General features: G+C 58.0%; 18 protein-coding genes, 1 tRNA gene and 1 riboswitch. Of the genes, 6 read left to right on the forward strand and 13 right to left on the reverse strand.

Translation table 11 applies throughout. The annotated features are described in order from the left end of the window. Positions 1–111 precede the first annotated feature (111 nt). From dnaA to gyrB, 3 genes are all read left to right on the forward strand, one after another. Positions 112–1,449, forward strand: a complete 1,338-nt coding sequence (gene dnaA, locus SCL_RS00005) for a chromosomal replication initiator protein DnaA (RefSeq protein WP_096361771.1) — start codon at positions 112–114, stop codon at positions 1,447–1,449. 215 nt (positions 1,450–1,664) lie between these two features. After that, positions 1,665–2,765, forward strand: coding sequence for a DNA polymerase III subunit beta (dnaN, locus tag SCL_RS00010; RefSeq protein WP_096359015.1), 1,101 nt, complete (start codon positions 1,665–1,667; stop codon positions 2,763–2,765). A gap of 87 nt (positions 2,766–2,852) precedes the next feature. Then, positions 2,853–5,279 (forward strand): DNA topoisomerase (ATP-hydrolyzing) subunit B, encoded by a 2,427-nt coding sequence (gyrB, locus tag SCL_RS00015; RefSeq protein WP_096359016.1) that lies wholly within the window; start codon positions 2,853–2,855, stop codon positions 5,277–5,279. Positions 5,280–5,318: 39 nt separating this feature from the next. On the opposite strand, the gene apaG is transcribed toward gyrB, so the two are convergent. The 9 genes from apaG to SCL_RS00060 form a co-directional block, all read right to left on the reverse strand. Then, a complete protein-coding gene (gene apaG / locus SCL_RS00020) occupies positions 5,319–5,702 on the reverse strand; it encodes a Co2+/Mg2+ efflux protein ApaG (RefSeq protein WP_096359017.1) in 384 nt (127 codons plus the stop codon). Between the two features lie 63 nt (positions 5,703–5,765). Then, the gene (locus SCL_RS00025) at positions 5,766–6,149 is read right to left on the reverse strand and encodes a DUF2784 domain-containing protein (protein ID WP_096359018.1); all 384 of its coding nucleotides are present in this window, start codon (positions 6,147–6,149) and stop codon (positions 5,766–5,768) included. Between the two features lie 54 nt (positions 6,150–6,203). Then, positions 6,204–7,040, reverse strand: a complete 837-nt coding sequence (locus SCL_RS00030; RefSeq protein WP_096359019.1) for a symmetrical bis(5'-nucleosyl)-tetraphosphatase — start codon at positions 7,038–7,040, stop codon at positions 6,204–6,206. Continuing rightward, positions 7,040–8,008, reverse strand: coding sequence for a prolyl aminopeptidase (gene pip, locus SCL_RS00035; protein ID WP_096359020.1), 969 nt, complete (start codon positions 8,006–8,008; stop codon positions 7,040–7,042). The genes SCL_RS00030 and pip overlap by 1 nt, the downstream gene beginning before the upstream one ends. Positions 8,009–8,030: 22 nt before the next feature. Beyond that, positions 8,031–8,846 (reverse strand): RMD1 family protein, encoded by an 816-nt coding sequence (locus SCL_RS00040; RefSeq protein ID WP_172425848.1) that lies wholly within the window; start codon positions 8,844–8,846, stop codon positions 8,031–8,033. 20 nt (positions 8,847–8,866) lie between these two features. Beyond that, on the reverse strand, positions 8,867–9,715 hold the full coding sequence (gene metF, locus SCL_RS00045; RefSeq protein ID WP_096359022.1) for a methylenetetrahydrofolate reductase [NAD(P)H]: 849 nt from the start codon (positions 9,713–9,715) through the stop codon (positions 8,867–8,869). 103 nt (positions 9,716–9,818) lie between these two features. After that, a complete protein-coding gene (gene ahcY, locus SCL_RS00050; protein ID WP_096359023.1) occupies positions 9,819–11,237 on the reverse strand; it encodes an adenosylhomocysteinase in 1,419 nt (472 codons plus the stop codon). Positions 11,238–11,256: 19 nt separating this feature from the next. Then, positions 11,257–11,343: riboswitch (S-adenosyl-L-homocysteine riboswitch) on the reverse strand. A gap of 36 nt (positions 11,344–11,379) precedes the next feature. Then, a complete protein-coding gene (gene metK / locus SCL_RS00055) occupies positions 11,380–12,564 on the reverse strand; it encodes a methionine adenosyltransferase (protein WP_096359024.1) in 1,185 nt (394 codons plus the stop codon). Positions 12,565–12,648: 84 nt separating this feature from the next. After that, positions 12,649–13,059, reverse strand: a complete 411-nt coding sequence (locus SCL_RS00060) for a rhodanese-like domain-containing protein (protein WP_096359025.1) — start codon at positions 13,057–13,059, stop codon at positions 12,649–12,651. A 59-nt stretch (positions 13,060–13,118) separates the two neighbouring features. Between SCL_RS00060 and SCL_RS00065 the strand changes: the two genes are divergently transcribed. Both SCL_RS00065 and SCL_RS00070 read left to right on the forward strand, forming a co-directional pair. Continuing rightward, the gene (locus tag SCL_RS00065) at positions 13,119–13,883 is read left to right on the forward strand and encodes a tRNA 2-thiocytidine biosynthesis TtcA family protein (protein WP_096359026.1); all 765 of its coding nucleotides are present in this window, start codon (positions 13,119–13,121) and stop codon (positions 13,881–13,883) included. Between the two features lie 138 nt (positions 13,884–14,021). Next, positions 14,022–14,906, forward strand: coding sequence for an IS1595 family transposase (locus SCL_RS00070; protein ID WP_096359027.1), 885 nt, complete (start codon positions 14,022–14,024; stop codon positions 14,904–14,906). On the opposite strand, the gene SCL_RS00075 is transcribed toward SCL_RS00070, so the two are convergent. Together SCL_RS00075 and SCL_RS14195 are read right to left on the reverse strand one after the other, a co-directional pair. Further along, positions 14,884–15,747 (reverse strand): LAPAL motif-containing putative phage structural protein, encoded by an 864-nt coding sequence (locus SCL_RS00075; RefSeq protein WP_096359028.1) that lies wholly within the window; start codon positions 15,745–15,747, stop codon positions 14,884–14,886. The two genes, SCL_RS00070 and SCL_RS00075, sit on opposite strands and share 23 nt — an antisense overlap. Beyond that, the gene (locus tag SCL_RS14195) at positions 15,747–15,884 is read right to left on the reverse strand and encodes a hypothetical protein (RefSeq protein ID WP_172425849.1); all 138 of its coding nucleotides are present in this window, start codon (positions 15,882–15,884) and stop codon (positions 15,747–15,749) included. Before SCL_RS14195 ends, SCL_RS00075 begins: the two co-directional genes overlap by 1 nt. 109 nt (positions 15,885–15,993) lie before the next feature. Between SCL_RS14195 and SCL_RS00080 the strand changes: the two genes are divergently transcribed. Further along, positions 15,994–16,078: transfer RNA gene (locus SCL_RS00080), tRNA-Arg, on the forward strand. Positions 16,079–16,381: 303 nt separating this feature from the next. On the opposite strand, the gene SCL_RS00085 is transcribed toward SCL_RS00080, so the two are convergent. Together SCL_RS00085 and SCL_RS00090 are read right to left on the reverse strand one after the other, a co-directional pair. Then, positions 16,382–17,263 carry a M48 family metallopeptidase gene (locus SCL_RS00085; protein ID WP_096359029.1) on the reverse strand — a complete coding sequence of 294 codons (882 nt, stop codon included), beginning with the start codon at positions 17,261–17,263 and terminating at the stop codon, positions 16,382–16,384. A 12-nt stretch (positions 17,264–17,275) separates the two neighbouring features. Continuing rightward, positions 17,276–17,908 (reverse strand): SH3 domain-containing protein, encoded by a 633-nt coding sequence (locus tag SCL_RS00090; RefSeq protein ID WP_096359030.1) that lies wholly within the window; start codon positions 17,906–17,908, stop codon positions 17,276–17,278. Positions 17,909–18,131 lie beyond the last annotated feature (223 nt).

The raw sequence follows: 18,131 nt of genomic DNA on the forward strand, positions 1-18,131 counted from the left end.
ACATTATTCTGCTAACTGCCTGTAATTACTCATGACGTATATCGCCTGTGGATAACTGCTGCTTTACTGGCTAGACTTCCGCTCCCCTCGTTGTCGCGTGAAACAAAAAAGATGCAGTCGCCGGTTTGGAAAAAATGCCTGGAAAGGCTGGAAGAAGAATTGTCCGCGCAACAATTCAACACCTGGCTGCGCCCGCTGCACGCGGTGCAGGACAACCAGATGCTGCGACTGCTGGCGCCCAACCGTTTCGTGGTGGACTGGGTGCGCGAGCGGTTTCTGGAGCGCATCGCGGAGCTTAGCAGCGAGTACAGCGGCGGTGCGCTCAGCGTCCAGGTCGAGGTCGGCAGCCAGTCGCGGCCCCCGGCCGGTGTCGCTAAAACCGCCGCCACACGCGTGGAGGCGGTCGCCCCACCCAAGACGCCGTCCATCATTGGCCGCCTGAACCCGGACTTCACCTTCGAGACCCATGTTGAGGGCAAATCCAACCAGTTGGCGCGCGCTGCCGCCAGGCAAGTGGGTGAAAATCCCGGCGGCGCCTACAATCCGCTGTTCATCTACGGCGGAGTCGGTCTGGGTAAGACCCATCTCATGCACGCGGCGGGCAACCTGATGCTCAAGCACCGGCCGGACGCCAACATTGCCTATGTCCATTCCGAGCGTTTTGTCGCCGATATGGTTAAGGCGTTTCAGCACAACGCCATCAATGACTTCAAAAAGCTATACCGCAATCTTGACGCGCTATTGATTGACGACATCCAGTTTTTTGTCGGCAAGGAACGCTCACAAGAAGAATTGTTCCATACATTCAATGCGTTACAAGAGTCCAAGCGCCAGGTTATCATTACCGCCGACCGTTTTCCCAAGGAGCTGACTGGCGTTGAGGAGCGTTTGATCTCGCGCTTCGGTTCCGGGTTGATCGTGTCGATCGAGCCACCGGAGCTTGAAACCCGGGTGGCGATTTTGATCAAGAAGGCCAAACAGGAGGGTGTTGATCTGCCTGAGGATATGGCTTTTTTTGTGGCCAAACGGGCACGATCGAATGTGCGCGAGCTTGAAGGTGCATTACGCCGGATTTTGGCGAGTGCCTTTTTTACCGGCCGGGCCATTGACATTTCGCTTGTCAGCGAGAGCCTGAAAGACCTGATCTCTTTTCAGGATCGCTTGGTCACGATCAACAACATTCAGAAAATGGTTGCCGAGTATTACAAGATCCGGATCTCGGACCTGCACTCCAAAAGCCGCTCGCGCCAGGTTGCGCGGCCGCGCCAGGTTGCCATGGCGCTGGCCAAGGAATTGACAGAACACAGCCTGCCTGAGATCGGTGAAGCATTTGGCGGCCGCGATCACACTACAGTGCTGCACGCCTGTCGCAAGATTTCCGAGCTGAAATCCAAGGACTCCAGAATGAACGAAGACTACAGCAATCTGATGCGTATTCTGACAACCTGATGCTTGGGATAACTCTGTGAATTTTATTTGTAGAACACGCGTGAGCCGTTATCATTCAGCCTTCGTCAGTGATATGCACAAACCTTGGCAAGGTTGCTAACATGCTGTCAGTCCTGCACGGGCCTTGTCTATCGGCGGGAAGCTGACTTATCCACAAAATCAGCCCCGCTTAATTACAAGTAATTATCTTTTAAAAAAGGAATTAATTAGAAAGCATGCAGATCACCATAACACGCGAGGATTTGCTGAAACCTTTGGGTTATGTCACGGGTGTTGTCGAACGACGCCAAACCCTGCCGGTGCTTTCGTATGTTCTGTTACGGCAACAGGGCGGTGAAATGGCGCTTACTGGCACCGATCTTGAAATCGAGATAATCGCCAAAGTCAGTAAAGCCGGCGCAGGCAACGTGGAAATGACCCTGCCCGCGCGCAAGCTGTTTGATATCTGCCGAGCACTTCCCGCTGATGCCGAGATCACCATTAAAAAAGAAGGTGAGAAGGCTATCGTCAAATCAGGCAAAAGCCGGTTTGCCTTGACGACAGTGGCAGTTGCGGATTTCCCTTCTGTGCAGGCCTCTCAGTGGGAGCAAGCACTCACTCTCAGTCAGAAGGCGTTGCGTAAACTGCTGGAGCAGACCCATTTCTGCATGGCCCAACAGGATGTGCGCTACTACCTCAACGGATTGCTGCTTGAAGTATCGAACAAGAAAATCCGTGCTGTCGCCACCGATGGACACCGAATGGCGGTCACTGAAATGGGTCTCGACAAGGATGTAAAAGGCGACAAGCAGGTTATCGTGCCGCGCAAGGGGGTTCAGGAAATGCTGCGCCTTCTTGGAGATACGGACGACCCGGTTGAACTGGAATTTGGTACCAACCATTTGCGGGCACGGACTGGTGAGTTTATTTTTACATCCAAGTTGATTGATGGCCGCTACCCGGATTACAACAAGGTCATTCCTGCCAAGCAGTCGAAAAAAATCATGCTGAATCGTGACCTGTTCCGCGAGACCTTGGGGCGCGTCGCCATCCTGTCGAGCGAGAAGTATCGTGGTGTCAGGCTCAGTTTGAGCAGCAAAGCACTGCGGTTTACCGCCCACAACCCGGAACAGGAAGAGGCCCAAGAAGAAATAAGCACAGATTATTCGGGCGAAGGCATGGAGATTGGCTTTAACGTCAATTACATGATCGAAGCCATTTCAGCGCTGCATACGGACCAAGTCGAATTCGGGCTGAACGACCCCAATAGTAGTTGTACCTTGGCTTCTCCGGACACGGCTTACCCCCAGTACGTTATAATGCCGATGCGGCTATAACGCAGCCGCGACAGTTAGTTCCACGTGAAACACCACGGTCTGCGGTCTCGCGGCCGTTCCACGTGAAACAGCCACAATTGGAATTCAATGACGCAAGCAAAGAAAGGATCCACCCCGACATATGACTCGCACAGCATTCAGGTCCTGAAGGGCCTTGATGCTGTCCGCAAGCGGCCAGGGATGTACATCGGTGACACTGACGATGGCACCGGTTTGCATCATATGGTTTTCGAAGCTGTGGATAACTCCATCGATGAGGCCTTGGCCGGTCATTGCAACAGGATTTCCGTAACGATTCACACTGACAATTCCATCACCGTTTCGGACAATGGACGGGGCATTCCCACCGAAATAATCCCGGAAGAAGGGCGTTCTGCGGCGGAAGTGGTGATGACAGTACTGCATGCTGGCGGCAAGTTTGACCAGAACTCATACAAGGTCTCTGGGGGCCTCCATGGTGTGGGTATTTCTGTGGTTAACGCGCTGTCCGACCAGCTTGAGCTCACCATCCGCCGCGATGGCAAAGTTCACCAGCAGAAATATCATCTGGGCGAACCCAAAACCCCGCTCACGGTAATTGGAGAAAGCAGCGAAACCGGCACGGACGTGCGGTTTAAACCAAGCAACAAGATCTTTACCGATACGGTCTATAACTACGACACCCTGGCCAAGCGCCTGCGCGAGCTGTCGTTTCTGAATTCCGGCGTACGTATCTCGCTGTTGGACGAACGTACCGGGAAGGAAGATGTTTTCGAGTACAAGGGCGGTATCGCGGCTTTCGTCGGCCACCTCAACCGCAACAAAACCCCGTTGCATCAGAAGCCAGTCTATATCGCGGCCGAACGCGACAAGATCAACGTCGAGCTCTGCCTGCAGTGGAACGACACCTATCAGGAAAATATTTTCTGCTTCACCAACAACATACCCCAGCGCGACGGCGGCACACACCTGGCTGGCTTGCGTGCGGCCATGACACGTACACTGAACCAGTTCATCGAAAAGACCGGCCTCGCCAAAAAAGAGAAGGTTGAAATCAGCGGCGACGATGCCCGTGAGGGACTGATCGCCGTGTTATCGGTCAAGGTTCCAGACCCCAAATTTTCCTCGCAGACCAAGGACAAGCTGGTATCCTCCGAAGTGAAGGGCGTCGTTGAGTCTATCGTCAATGAGAAACTCTCCGAATTTCTGGAAGAGAACCCGGCCGATGCCAAGGCCATCGCCGGCAAAATCGTAGACGCCGCCCGGGCCCGCGAGGCCGCGCGCAAGGCGCGCGACATGACCCGCCGCAAGGGTGTGCTGGATCTCGCCGGGCTTCCCGGGAAGCTGGCGGATTGCCAGGAGCGCGACCCAACCAAATGCGAGTTGTACCTGGTGGAGGGCGACTCCGCCGGCGGCTCCGCCAAGCAGGCCCGCGACCGCAAGTTCCAGGCGGTGCTCCCGCTCAAGGGCAAGATCCTGAATGTCGAGCGGGCCCGTTTCGACAAGATGTTATCGTCCGTGGAAGTTGCCACATTGATTACCGCGCTCGGTACCGGAATCGGTAATAATGATTTTGATATCAATAAGTTACGTTATCATCGGATCATACTGATGACGGACGCCGATGTCGACGGTTCGCATATTCGCACCCTGCTGCTGACGTTTTTCTTCCGCCAAATGCCGGACATGATCACCCGTGGCCATGTGTACATCGCTCAACCGCCGCTGTTCAAGATCAAGCACGGCAAGCAGGAGCGCTATCTGAAGGATGAAGGTGAGTTGCAGGAATTCCTGCTCGAGGCCGCGCTGACGGATGCCGTGCTCACCACCAACGGCCAGGAACTGAAAGGCAAGGAGCTCGCCGTGCTCTGCCGCCGCCATCTCGCCGTGGAGCAGACAATCAAGCGCCTTGCACGCCGTTACGACCCCGATGCCTTGCGGCACCTGATCACGATGCCGCGCCTGACCCCGTCGCTGTTGAAGGACAAGAAGCAGGCCGGCAAGATAGCGCAGGAACTCCAGGACCGCCTGACGCACGCCGTGAACCATGGCAGTCGTTACGACGTCACCGTCGGTACCGACACGCGCAACAACCTGCATGAGCTGATTCTGGCGCGCCATGAGCATGGCAGCACCACCCGCACCAAGATCGACGCCGAGTTCATCGGCTCCGGCGAATACGGCGCCATGCGCGAACTGGGCGAACAACTGGAAAAGTATTTTTCCGCGGAGACCGCCATCCAGCGCGCCGACAAAAACCAGAAGGTCGCCGATATCGGCGCCATGCTGGAATGGCTGATGGCCGAGGCCAAGCGCGGCCAGACGATCCAGCGTTACAAGGGCTTGGGCGAGATGAATCCGGAACAGCTGTGGGAGACCACCATGGACCCGCAGATGCGGCGCCTGCTCAAGGTCAATATCGAAGATGGCGTGGCCGCCGACGACGTCTTCACCACCCTCATGGGCGAGCAGGTGGAACCCCGGCGCGAGTTCATCGAAAAGAACGCCCTCGACGTATCCAACCTGGATATTTGATTCGTTCGTATCCCCTGCAGCGGATTACACCGCAGCGCTTCAGTGCAGGGTGCGCGGAATACTCAGCGTGAAAGAGGGTATTTCAGCATCGAACGCGGTGCCATCATCGGCTATCATCTGGTAACTACCCTGCATCGTGCCAACCGGCGTTTCCAGGATCGTACCGCTCGTGTACTGAAAACTCGTGCCGGGCAGGAGATAAGGTTGCTCCCCCACGACACCCTCGCCATGGACCTCGCGTTTCTGCTCGTTGGCGTCGGTAATGATCCAGTGTCGTGTCACCAGGCGCGCCGGTACCGAGCCGGAATTGGTGATGGTGATGGTATAAGCGAAAACATAACGGTTCTGGCCCGGCTCGGACTGGCCGGGAAGATAAGAGGTGCGCACGTCGATCTGGATCTGGTGTTTGTCGCTGGCGGTCATGTGGGCGGCACCTGAATCTTGGCGGGGATTATTTTGTCTTAACGTTAGTGCGCTAGGGTATCACTAAAGTTTCCGGCGGGGAGGATAGACAAACCAGATCAGCACCACGAGCCCGGCAAAGACCGTATAAACCAGCGTGAATACCCAATCGGGCGCGGTGTAGAAAACCAGCTCGCGCACCCAGTGACGAATGAAACCGTTTTCATATGTCGCAATATCTGCCGCATCACGAAAAAAGTTTTCCAACGTCGTGAGCGGGCAGATCACACCGAACCAGGCCTGCAGCATTACAAAGCCGATGGCAAGCAGATGCAACAAGCGAAACCACCAGTGACGTGTCCAGGCCCAGCCCAACATCCAGCCGGTCGTGATTAAAGCCTGACCGCCGACAACAAACAGAATAAACGCTGCATGCAAAGCGAGAACCAGATCAGCCAGCCAGGTCATGAATTATGAACGGACGAACGAAGCGAAGCGTAGGTAGGCAGTCATTAACCCATCTCAAACGGCATGCGGTGAGCGACGCGGATCGCAGTCGATACTGAAAAATTCCACCGGCTCGATATCCAGGCGCGCGGCGGAAAGTGAGCGGCCCCAGAGACAACCGCTGTCGAGACCGATGACGCCTTCCCCCCGCCACAGACCCAGCGCGGACCAGTGCCCGAAAACAATTTTGAGCCCGTGGCTGCGCCGCCCGGGAACCTGGAACCAGGGCAACAGATCCGGCGGCTGACTGCCGGGAGGACCTTTCGGACGCAGATTCATGTTGCCGTCGAGATCGCAGTAGCGCAGCCGCGTGAACGCGTTGACGATCACACGCAACCGGTCGAAGCCGAGCAGATTTTCATTCCAGTGATCGGGCAGGTCGCCATACATGTGATGAAAAAATTCCCGGTAGTTGTCGCTGCGCAACGTTGTCTCGGCCTCTCGTGCCAACCGTTGTGCTTGCGCAAGATCCCACGGCGGCAACAGACCGGCGTGAATCAATGTGTAGCCGAGATCGGTATCGTGGTGCAGCAGGGGACACTCACGCAGCCAGCGCAATAATTCGTCGCGATCGGGCGCGCGCAGAATTTCATCCAGCGTATCGTGCTTTCCGGATTTGGCTGTGCCGGCCGCGACGGCGAGCAGGTGCAGATCATGGTTGCCGAGCACGCACACAGCATGGTCATGGAGACCCATGACGAAACGCAGCACCTCGAGGGATTGCGGCCCGCGGTTGACCAGGTCGCCGGTGAACCACAGGTAATCCTGCGCCGGATCGAAACGCAGGCGCACCAGCAATTTTTGCAGCGGCGTATAGCAGCCCTGCACGTCGCCGATGGCGTAGATCGCCATCAGCCGGCCTGCGGCGGCCGTCCCAGTTGCGTGGCCATGTCGATCGTGGCCTTGACCAGGGCGTTGATAATGCCTGTTTCCATGGCCGAATGACCCGCATTCGGGATGATGTCGAGCCGGGCCTCGGGCCACGCCTGCACCAGTTCCCGGGCATTTTGCAGCGGGCAGACCATGTCGTAACGGCCGTGCACGATGGTGCCGGGAATGCCGGCCAGCGCCGGGGCGTTGCGTAAAATCTGTTCCGGTCCGAGAAAACTGTCGTGCACGAAATAATGCGCCTCGATGCGCGCCAGCGACAACGCCGTGCGCGGCGCACCGAAAAATTCCACCACGTGCCTGTTCGGCAACAGCGTCGCGGCGCGACCTTCCCACAGCGACCAGGCCTTGGCGCTGGCCATGCGCGCCACTTCGTCCGCACCGGTCAGGCGCCGGTGATGCGCGTGCAACAGGTCATGGCGCTCGGACTCCGGGATCGGCGCGATGAAGTCCTGCCAGTAATCGGGAAATATGCGGTTGGCACCCTCCTGGTAGAACCAGCGGATCTCCCAGGGACGGCACAAAAAGATGCCGCGCAGGATCAGCCCGAGCACGCGCGCCGGGTGGGTTTCGGCATAGACCAGCGACAGCGTCGAGCCCCACGAGCCGCCGAACAGCACCCAGCGATCCACGCCGAGGTGCGCGCGGATCTTTTCCATGTCGGCGACCAGGTCCTGCGTGGTGTTGGCATCGAGGCTGGCGTGCGGCGTGGAGCGGCCCGCGCCGCGCTGGTCGAACAGGATGATGCGATAGACGTTGGGATCAAAAAAACGGCGATGCGCCTCCTCGCAACCGGCGCCGGGCCCGCCGTGCACGAACAGCACCGGCAGGCCGTTGACGTTGCCGCACTCCTCGACATGCAGTTCGTGCGTCGCGTCGACGCGCAGCCGGTGCGTGGCGTAGGGTTGGATGGCGGGAAAAAGTTTGTGCACGGCGGTCAGGTCGCCCGGCGCTTCAGTGGGCCGGCAGCATGGAGTAGATCGACAGCAGCACGGAAACCACGATCAGGACCACGATATACCATTCGACCCGCAGCATGCTGCGGTTCTGCATCAGGTTCACCACGGTCTCGGCGGTCTGGTTGATGAGCGCGAGTTTGCGTTCGAGCACGGTGTTGCGCTCGCGCAGCTCGTACTCGTTTTCCAGGTGCAGGTACAGGCGCTCGACCTCCGGGTGGTCCCACAGCAGGTCGGGCTTGTCCTGGATCTCGACGCGCCCGATCATGCGTTGCTGCACCAGCAGGGAACCGCCGATGTGGCGCAGCAGTTCGCGCAGCCGCCGCCCGCCGCCGCGCGGGTTCTCCAGGCGCCGCGCCAGCGGCTCGATCAGGTCGAAGGCGCCGGCCATGGCGTTTTCGTAGTAGGCCAGGGCCACGCTGCGTGCCAGCGCGATGGCCACGATCTGCAGCCGCGCCAGCGCCAGGTCGGCGATGCCGATGCCTTCGGGTGTGACGCCCTCCGGCTGCTTGCCGACGACGTACAGCTGGGCATCCTCGGTTTCCATGCGGCGCAGCGGGCTCTCCACGCGCGGACGCAGTTCCTTGAGAAAAATTTTCTGCTCCGCTTCGGTCAGGTTGAGCAACACCACCGCTCCGTAACGGAACAGTACTGCCATCCCCGCCTCTCCGGCCGGCAAGGTCAGCGGACCGAGCGTCACCGCGGGCTCGGGCAGTCCGCGCAGGTTCAGGCGTTCGCCCAGAAAACAGGCGCGCACCGGCAATGGCTTGTTCGCCGGCAGGCGCGCGGTCAGTTCGTTGGTTTTGGGGACCATGTCCTTGGTCGGTGGCGAGGTCAGAGGCCGAGCCGCTCCCATACGGTGCAGGTCGGTCCGGCGCGGTTGAGGGTGTAGAAGTGCAGGCCGGGCGCACCGCCCTCGAGCAGTTTGTCGCACAGGACGGTGGTGACGTCCAGCCCGAAGGCGCGGATGGAGTCGAGGTCCTCGCCGAAACCTTCCAGCCGCCGGCGGATCCAGCGCGGGATCTCGGCGCCGCAGGCATCGGAAAACCGCGTGAGCTGCTTGTAATTCGTGATCGGCATGATGCCCGGCACGATCGGCACATTCACCCCCTGCGCAGCCGCTTCCTCGACGAAACGCCAGTAGGCATCCACGTTGTAAAAATACTGGGTCATGGCCGAATTGGCCCCGGCACGGACTTTGTCGGCAAAGTGACGGATGTCGGACTCGGGGCTGGGTGATTCCGGATGGAACTCCGGATAGGCCGCCACCTCCAGATAAAACTCGCCGCCGGTCTCGGCGCGGATGAAGCTGACCAGCTCGTTGGCATAATGAAAATCACCGCCGGTCTTGGGCGCGTCCTTCGGCAGGTCGCCGCGCAGCGTCACGAGATGACGGATGCCGAGCTTCCGGTAGGAATCGAGCAGCGCCCGGATGTCGGCACGCGTGGTGCCGATGCAGGAAATGTGCGGCGCGGCCTGCTGGCCCATGGCCTGGATGCTCTTGACGGTTTCGTAGGTGCCCTCGCGCGTGCTGCCGCCGGCGCCGAAGGTGACGGAGAAAAACTTGGGCTTCAGCTGCGCCAGCTGTTCCACGGTTTCGCGCAGCTTGGCGCGCCCGTCCTCGTTGCGCGGCGGGAAAAACTCGAAGCTGAAATTGCGCGAAGATTTTTTTTGCGATTCCATGGCATCTTATAACGTAGGTTGGGTTGAGGCGCGGTGCGCCGAAACCCAACGATCATTCATTTTGCGTTGACGATGGGTTTCGCTGCGCTCAACCCATCCTACGTTAATACCGATAGTGATCCGGCTTGTACGGGCCGTCGACCGGTACGCCGATGTAATCGGCTTGGGTCTTGGACAGCGGTGTGAGGTGGGCGCCGATTTTCTTCAGATGCAGGCGCGCCACTTTCTCGTCCAGCTGCTTTGGCAGCACGTACACCTTCTTCTCGTATTTGGCGGCATTCTGGAACAGCTCCATCTGCGCGATGGTCTGGTTCGAGAACGACGCCGACATCACGAACGAGGGATGGCCGGTGGCGCAGCCGAGGTTCACCAGCCGGCCCTTGGCCAGCACGATGATTTTCTTGCCGTCGGGGAAGATCACGTGATCCACTTGCGGCTTGATCTCTTCCCACTTGTAATTCTTCTCAAGCGAGGCGATGTCGATCTCGGAGTCGAAGTGACCGATGTTGCACACGATGGCCTCGTTTTTCATCGCCTTCATGTGGTCATGGTTGATGACATGCACGTTACCGGTGGCGGTGACGAAGATATCGGCGTGTGCCGCGGCCTCGTCCATGGTGACCACGCGGTAACCTTCCATTGAGGCCTGTAGCGCGCAGATCGGGTCGATCTCGGTGACCCACACGGTCGCGCCCATGCCGCGGAAGGCCTGGGCGCAGCCCTTGCCCACGTCGCCGTAGCCGAGCACCAGGCAGATCTTGCCGGCGATCATGACGTCGGTGGCGCGCTTGATGCCGTCGATCAGCGATTCGCGGCAGCCGTACAGGTTGTCGAACTTGGACTTGGTGACGGAGTCGTTGACGTTGAAGGCCGGGAACGGCAGCCGTCCCTCCTTCTCCATCTGATACAGGCGGTGCACGCCCGTGGTCGTTTCTTCGGTGACGCCGCGGATGTTCTTGAGAATGTTCGAGTACCAGCCGGGCTTGGTTTCGAGGCGCTTCCTGATCGAGGCGAACAGCACGCGTTCTTCCTCGCAGGTCGGCTTGGAAATGAGCGAAGCGTCCTTCTCGGCGCGCGATCCGAGCGTGATCAGCAGCGTGGCGTCGCCGCCGTCATCGAGGATCATGTTGGGCGTGCCGCCGTCGGCCCACTCGAAAATGCGATGGGTGTAGTCCCAGTATTCCTCGAGGTTCTCGCCCTTGAAGGCAAACACCGGCGTGCCGGAGGCGGCGATCGCGGAGGCGGCATGATCCTGGGTGGAGTAGATGTTGCACGAGGCCCAGCGGATGTCGGCGCCGAGCGCCTTGAGCGTCTCGATCAGCACCGCGGTCTGGATGGTCATGTGCAGCGAGCCGGCGATGCGCGCGCCCTTGAGCGGCTGCTTGGCGGCGTACTCTTCGCGCAAGGCCATGAGGCCGGGCATCTCGGTCTCGGCGATCTGGATTTCCTTGCGGCCCCAGCTGGCGAGGTTGATGTCGGCGACTTTGTAGTCGGAGAACTTCGGATTGACGACAGCGTTCATGATGCTGGCTCCTGTACGGATTGAGCGAGCGCCGTTTTTTTGACTGACGTTCCCTCCGAGCCTGGCCCCAGCGTCGAGCTTGGGGGTTGCAACGCTCCTCGGAGGGCAACGCCTCGCCGCGTGTTGCGGCGACGGTGAAAGATTACGCGGTGGCCGCGCTCCTGGCCTTGAGACCGGCGGCTTCGCGCAGGGCCTCGGCTTTGTCGGTGCGCTCCCAGCTGAAGCCGGCTTCGGTGCGGCCGAAATGGCCGTAGGCCGCGGTCGCCAGATACACCGGGCGCAGCAGGTCGAGCATCTGCACGATGCCCTTGGGCCGCAGGTCGAAATGTTTGATCACCAGTTCGGCGATCTTCGCATCCGGAATCGCGCCGGTGCCGAAGGTGTCGACATGCACCGACACCGGTTTGGCCACGCCGATGGCGTAGGCGATCTGGATCTCGCAACGCGTGGCCAGGCCCGCGGCGACGACGTTCTTGGCGACGTAACGCCCGGCGTAGGCCGCCGAGCGGTCGACCTTGGACGGATCCTTGCCGGAGAAAGCACCGCCGCCGTGGCGCGCCATGCCGCCGTAGGTGTCGACAATGATCTTGCGGCCGGTCAGGCCGGCGTCACCCACCGGGCCGCCGATCTCGAAAGAGCCGGTCGGGTTGATGAAATACTTGGTGTCACGGGTGAGCCATTCTTTCGGCAGCACCGGTTTCACGATTTCCTCGATCACGGCTTCCTTCAGGGTGTCGTATTTGACGCCCGGGGCATGCTGGGTCGAAAGCACTACGGCGTCGATGCCGGCCGGCTGGTTATTCACGTACTTTACGGTGACCTGCGACTTGGCGTCCGGGCGCAGCCAGTTGAGTTTGCTCTTGCGCACCTCGGCCTGCCGCTTCACCAGGCGATGCGCCAGTGTGATCGGCATGGGCATGAGCACGTCGGTCTCGCTGGTGGCATAGCCGAACATCAGGCCCTGGTCGCCGGCGCCCTGTTCGAGGTCGAGACCCTTGCCCTCATCCACGCCGGCGGCGATGTCAGGCGACTGGCGGCCGATGGCGGTGAGCACGGTGCAGCTATTCGGGCCGAAGCCCATCTCGTCGGTGTAGCCGATGTGGCGCACCACCTCACGCACCACCTTGTCGAAATCCACGTTGGCCTTGGTGGTGATCTCACCCGCCAGCACCACGAGGTTGTTCTTTACCAGCGTTTCACACGCCACGCGCGCGGTCTTGTCCTGCGTCAGGATGGCGTCCAGCACGGCGTCCGAGACCTGGTCGCAGACTTTGTCCGGATGACCTTCGGATACCGACTCAGAAGTGAAAAGAAAACCGTCCGACATAACAACCTCGTTCTGATTGACTAGCGCGCAAGGCCGCGCAGTTTACCAATCCCGGGAAAAATTGACAGCCGACCCCCATCCGCTTCAGCACTGTTCCCACGGCAGGCCGTGGAAGCGCCAGCCCCCGAGGGCGCTGCGATGATGCTTGTCATCCAGTTGCCCCTCGAAACCTTCGGCCACGTTGTAGACGTCGCTGATCCCGGCCTCGAGCAGCAGCTTGCCGGCCTCGAGCGAGCGCACCCCGCTGCGGCAGATCAGCACGACCGGTGCCGCACCGCCCGCACCGCCCAGCATGGCCTGGCGCACCAGGGTGACAAAGTGAGGATTCACTTTCCAATCCGGCTCGTCGATCCAGGGAATATGAATGGCCCCCGCGGGATGCCCGACAAACAGGAATTCCATGTGCGAGCGCACGTCCACCAGCAGTGCGTTAGGATGATCCTGGAGGAATTTGTGCGCCTCCTTGGGACTCAGGGTTTTGACGGTTTCGCTCATGCGATCCTCATATATCGGGGTATGCGCACCGGGTCCGGATTGGGCATACTTGGCAGATTATGCTCCCTGCCAGCGTCTTGCCCAAGCCGGTAACCCGACCCCGCCCGCCAAGGCCCTTGTTGCGGTCGGTCGGTTCGGCCATTGCGGACTTTTCCATGATACGCCCGGGCGACCGTGTTCTGCTCGGACTTTCCGGCGGCAAGGACAGCCTGTCGCTCCTGCACGTGTTGCTTGAGTTGCGCGACAAGGCCCCGGTGCGTTTCGAACTGGGGGCGGCTACGGTCGATCCCTGCATCGAGGGCTTCGATCCTTCTTATCTCAAGGACTACGTCGCGGCCCTGGGTGTTCCGTACTATTACCGGCGCCAGGACATCGTCGGCCGCGCACTCAAGACCATGCGCGGCGATTCTTTCTGCGCCTATTGCTCGCGCATGCGGCGCGGCATTCTGTATGCCACCGCCCGGGAACAGGGCTACAACGTGCTGGCGCTGGCACATCATCTGGACGATCTGGCCGAGTCATTTCTGATGAGCGCCTTTTACGGCGGCAGCCTGCGCACCATGAAGGCGCATTACGTCAACGACGCCGGCGACTTGCGCATCATTCGCCCGCTGGTGTATGCGCGTGAACGCCAGACCCGGGATTTTGCTATCCGCTCCGGGCTCCCCGCCACCATGGATAACTGCCCGGCCTGTTTCAGCATGCCAACTCAGCGTATGCATGTGAAGGCCCTGCTTTCAGAGCAAGAAAAGACACAAAAAGGACTTTTTCAGAATTTATTGACAGCAATTACCCCACTAATGTCAGAAAGATTGCCAAAGTGAAAATATAACTGCGATATGTATAAAGTGGTAATTTCTAATTTGATTTAACCGGTTTATAGCGGATGTATCCCTTGACAGCAAGTATAAAATCTGATAGAGTTTCAGTAAATCAACCACTTACAAAAACGGCGATTTATCATGAAATACACCCACAAAAACTTTGTCGAAGATTTCCCAGATGATGCGGCCTGTTTGGCCAGAATCATGGAACTCCGGTACGGAAACGAGCCGATTTGTGACAAATGTGGGAAATCTACTCATTTCCACCCAATCACCGGTCGGCGGGCCTTTGCCTGCCAGTGGTGCGGGCATCACGTCTACCCCTGCGTTGGAACCCCGTTTGAGAAGTCCTCAACGCCCCTGACGCTCTGGTTTCATGCCATGTACCTCATGACGGCCACTCGCAACGGCGTGTCGGCCAAAGAGCTTCAGCGGCAGCTAGGCGTAACCTACAAGACCGCCTGGCGCATCGGCCATGAGATACGCAAGCTCATGGGCGAAAGAAACGAACTCAACGGGCCGCTCTCCGGCCACGTCGAAATAGACGAGACCTACATCGGCGGCAAGGCCACCGGCAAGGGTCGTCATGGTGCCTTGTCAGGCGACAACAAGACCATCGTCATGGGCATGATTCAGCGCGGCGGCCCATTCAAGGGTCAGATCGTGCCAGACGTGAAACGGCGTACTTTGAAACCGATCATCAGAGAAAACGTCGAGTACGGCAGCACCATCAGCACCGATGAATTAAGTGCTTACAACGTGCTTCCGGTTTACGGATACCAACATGGCAAAGTTTCTCACAGGCAAAAGCAGTATGTGAACGGCCTGTTTCATGTGAACAACATAGAGAATTTCTGGAAGCACCTGAAAGGTGGCATCCGTTCCACGCACATGTCCGTGTCGCCGAAATACTTACAGAACTACATCGAGGAATTTGGTTTCCGATACAACCATCGGAAAGAACCCGGCACTATGTTTTACCGAATGCTTTCACACCTTGCTAAAAAAGAGACTGCTGTTTGATTGTCCTATGTTCGATTACTTTTTTAACTCGGCGTTCTGTTTTGAACGAGCCTAATGTCTTTGACTGTTTAATTAAGAGATCAACAATCAACATATCACCTTTACCAAATCTCTCTTCTCCAGAATCTACGCGGCTTAAAAAATTCAAATCATCGATCGCAGCGGAAAAGCTGGTTTGGCCGTCATAGAACTTCCACATATTGCCTTCTTTAAAAACCGCAGATTCAATGATTAAGCCTTGTTTTATGGTGTTTTCAGAAAATAAAGATTCTGTCGGAACCGTCACAAAAGAAGATGCTTCGTCCTTTTTTGCTTCGGCTATTTGCTTACTTCCAGAGGTAATTCTTACTTGTTCAATATCGTTCTCTAAATTCTTTTTTACAAAACGTCCTACTGCCTCACCGGCTTTTTCATCGGTGACAATCTTCGCTACATCAGCGTGAAAATAGTTGATCGTTCCGTTGTTCGTTTCAACGATTAACCTATCGCCTTCGATAGAAAATTTGGTAGGTGTCTCGCCACGCAGTAATTTCCAAATAGAAAAACTCTGTGAGATAAGTTCGCAAAGGTCTTTAGGGCCAGAGATACCAGAAAAAATTGTCGCGGCAATCCCGGCCGCATGAATTGAAAAATCTATCTCGAAAGAACCTTTTCCAACTCCTTGGATATTTGTTTTGATCTTGGCATTGTCGCCATAGGCGGCACGAGCAACGATCCCCAAGAAATCTCCAAAGGCCATAATGCTGGCCCCGGCCTCGTAGGCGTCCATCTCGCCAGATTCCACCGCTGGTCCACTGTAAATAAGTGAAAGCTGGTTTGGCTCTGGGAGTTTTATTTTCATTATTTTTTTCTGACGCCAAAAACGGCATCAGACAAAAGTTGGTTGAAAGCTTCTTTATGACGAGGATTTGACCCTTTTTTAGGGACAGGCTTATTCGCCTTATTTTTCGCCACTTTTTTCGCTGGTTTCCTTTCCATGTAAGTAACACCATTTCAAGCTTGCTTTTTCACCGCGCCACAGCACAATAGTTGTGCCTGAAAAACAAAAGCCCGGCTGTAACCGGGCTGAGTTTGAAGGTTTTGGGAAGCGCGTGTGGTGAAAATGGTAAACACAGCTGCCTTCTAAGCAGCCGCCTGGCTAGGGTTTGTGGGTTCGAATCCCATCATGCGCACCCAAATTTTTACAGAGTTCGGAAAGGGTTAACCTCCAAAACTAACCCAGACCAACTGCCATGTGTCAGCATGGCATTTACCGCAGCACCGGGCCGGCGTCCAAAACCGGCCCATTTTTTTTCAAACGCCGTCAACCAACCCCTTGACGCAACGTTCAAAAAATGCTTACTGAATCAAAGACTTATGTTCCACGTGGAACATTTGGTTGCACTATCGTGCACATTAGTTCTTACCCCATTGGGGTGTCAAGTCGTTTACAAATGGCGCTTGTTTTGCAAGCCCTTACTAACCCCTGTTTTTGACTACTTGCCCTGTCGGGACACATCCGGTTTATAGCTGGCTATGTGGGATTTAATTATCGAAGAAAATCGTGATTCTACCCTGGGATTTTCAATAAATTTGTCTAACCGGCCTTCCATGGCGTTCGATACCAATTCCAGTCGTTTTCCGGAGTCCGGGTGGGTTTTGAACATCAGTGCGACCGCATCATCCTTGGGGTTAATGGAGGCGAGTGTCTGCAATACCGAGGGCAAGCCATAAGGGTCATAGCCGGCACGGGTGGCAATTACCACCCCGGCACGGTCGGCGGCATATTCGTCTTCCTTATCCAGGCCACGCGCATAGATCTCGGTACTGGCGCTGACGATCTTGGTGAATTCCTCTTTGCCCTTCTTCTCGGCGTAATTACTGAGGGCATCGCCGGCGAGCCCGGCGAGCGTGCCCTTGCGCATGGTCTTGAGCGCGTGTTTTTCCACCACATGCGATGCCTCATGCGCCAGCACGCCAGCCAGTTCGGCCTCGTCGCGCATGCGCAGCAGCATGCCGCGCGTGATGAAGACGTAACCGCCCGGCGTCGCGAAGGCATTCACGCCATCGGTGTCGAGCACGGCGAAGTGCCAGGGCAGATCGGGGCGCTCGGTGTGCATCGCCACCCATTGGCCGACGCGATTCACGTAGGCCTGCAGCTGCGGGTCATTCACGGGTGGCGCCGCGCCCAGCAGGTTGGCAGCCACGCCCTTGCCGATTTCGATCTCGTCGGCCTCGGAGGGTTCCTTCAGCGGCTTGAGCTTGCCTTTGACTTCCTTGAGCTTGTCCACGTTGAGGTCGCCAAGCTTGAGCGCATGGGCCGCGGGAGTGCACAGCACGGCCGTCAGCAACAAAACCACGGGGATGCGGATTTTCATCAATGCCTCCGATTATTCCGGTTTCGGCAGGGCCGGGACGCTGGCTTCTTTCAGGCCGGCAGACTTGGCGTATTCGCGCGCCTGGGCGGCGGTGACGCGATAGTGCTCGATTGCCTTCACGGCGGCAGGATCAGGCTTGGCATTCTTGAGCCCCTCGGCACTCAGACCGCGGATGCCGGTAGTGGCGACGATGCCCGTCGATCCGGAGCGGCCGGTCTCGCCGACATTCTTCAGAATCGCCAGACCCTCTCCGGACTTTGTGGCCTCCGGGCCCTCGCCCACGCGCACCTGGTGCAATTTGGCCCAACCGCTCGCGCCCTTGGCAGAGATACGCAGCCAGCCGCCACGGCGCTCGAGGATATCCACCGTGGTGTTCGCCGCCAGCTGGCCGGCCGGTTTGGCATCGCTGTACGGCGTGGCCATCAGGGTGACCGCCGCGCGCGTAGCGCCGGTTTCCCGGACCGCGGCGGTGCTTTTGGCCGCTGCCGGTTGTTTGGCGGCTGTGGCGGCATTCGTGGCGACGGTGGCGGTTTCGATGGTGCGGCTTTCGGTCGCGGTAGTGCCGGCGGTTTTCCCGCCGCCGCTCTCCTGGCCGCAGGCCGCGCCCAGCGAGGCGAGTCCGAGCAGCGATATCAGCGTGATCAAGTGTTTCGTAACGGCGGCCCTGTTCGCTTCGCAACGATGTTTTGGGACCCTAAAGACGGCGTTCGCTCGTATGTCCTGATTCACGATAACTCCCATGCGATTTCGTAACGATGCATCTTGTCTTCCTTGCCCTTGAGCGCGACCGGCAGTATGCCATGATGGCATCACCGATATATTTGTCCAGCGTTATGCGGCGATGCGGTTCGGGTCGCTTCGTTGCTTC

This window comes from Sulfuricaulis limicola (assembly GCF_002355735.1).
In the GTDB taxonomy this organism is placed as follows: Bacteria; Pseudomonadota; Gammaproteobacteria; order Acidiferrobacterales; family Sulfurifustaceae; genus Sulfuricaulis; species Sulfuricaulis limicola.